Source organism: Microcystis sp. M53603_WE2 (genome assembly GCF_030065435.1).
In genome coordinates, this window is the sequence record NZ_JASJFF010000036.1 from 1 (window position 1) to 1125 (window position 1125).

2 protein-coding genes are annotated in these 1125 nt (G+C 42.2%); both read left to right on the plus strand.

Annotated features, from left to right (window positions below; translation table 11 throughout):
* Positions 1-429 (plus strand): RpnC/YadD family protein (locus PX481_RS00850; protein WP_502888581.1); only part of this gene is annotated, 429 nt, incomplete at its 5' end.
* A partial coding sequence (locus PX481_RS00855) for a flagellar assembly protein H (RefSeq protein WP_288093153.1) occupies positions 426-1125 on the plus strand: 700 nt, incomplete at its 3' end. The genes PX481_RS00850 and PX481_RS00855, both read left to right, overlap by 4 nt.

Here is a 1125-nt window from a genome sequence, read left to right on the forward strand (position 1 = left end):
GAGACTCTCTGGTTAAGATTATTAGGACGGGGAAAAACGCAAAACCAAGCGGTGCGAGAATTGTTAGAATTACCTCAAGGTAATGCTTTCCGGGAAAATGTCTTGGAATTATTGATTAGTTGGCGGGTTAGTATGGAAATAAATAACATCCTAGAAACTGAGGATAGAGAGGTGTTTATGACTTTATCTCAAACCTATCAGGAATGGAAGGAAGCAACTAAACGGGAAGGACGACAGGAAGGACTAGAGCGAGGACTCGAACAAGGACTAGAGCGAGGACTAGAGCGAGGACTCGAACAAGGAAAACTAGAGGCTAAACTGGAATCTATTCCCCGTTTACTTGCTCTGGGTTTAAGTGTGGAACAAATCGCTCAAGCTTTGGATTTAGACTTAGAACAGGTCCGACGAGCTATTCAAGAAACCCCATGAAACCCCATGATCAATTTGCCAAAAATTACCTTGAACAATTACTTTCTCCCCTGGGAATCGTCGAAATCAGTAAAGAAGTCAGCGACGAAACCCGACAGATAGATTTATTTTTTTCCCCCAATGCCGAACCCAACCCCAATTATCTGGGATTATTAGGCAGAATTGTCCTTAATACTGTCTTAATTGAACCCTATCGCAATCCTCCCAATCGTAGCGAGATTCGCAATTGTTTAGCGAAACTTTTGACAATTTTAGCCGAACTGCAAAGACAAGCTAAACGGGAAAATCAGAGCTACAATGAAGACAATGCCCCTCGTTTGTGGATTTTATCCCCTTCGGCTGGTATCACTGTTTTAGAGGGATTTGGGGCAAAATTAGACCCAGATTGGCCAGAAGGAGTCTATTTTCTTCCCTCGCTTTATCGCACGGCAATTATCGCTATTAATCAATTGCCTGTGACTGCTGAGACTCTCTGGATAAGATTATTAGGACGGGGAAAAACTCAAAACCAAGCGGTGCGAGAATTGTTAGAATTACCTCAAGGTAATGCTTTCCGGGAAAATGTGCTGGAATTATTGATTAGTTGGCGGGTTAATATGGAAATAAATAACATCCTAGAAACTGAGGATAGAGAGGTGTTTATGACCTTATCTCAAACCTATCAGGAATGGAAGGAAGCAACTAAACGGGAAGGAC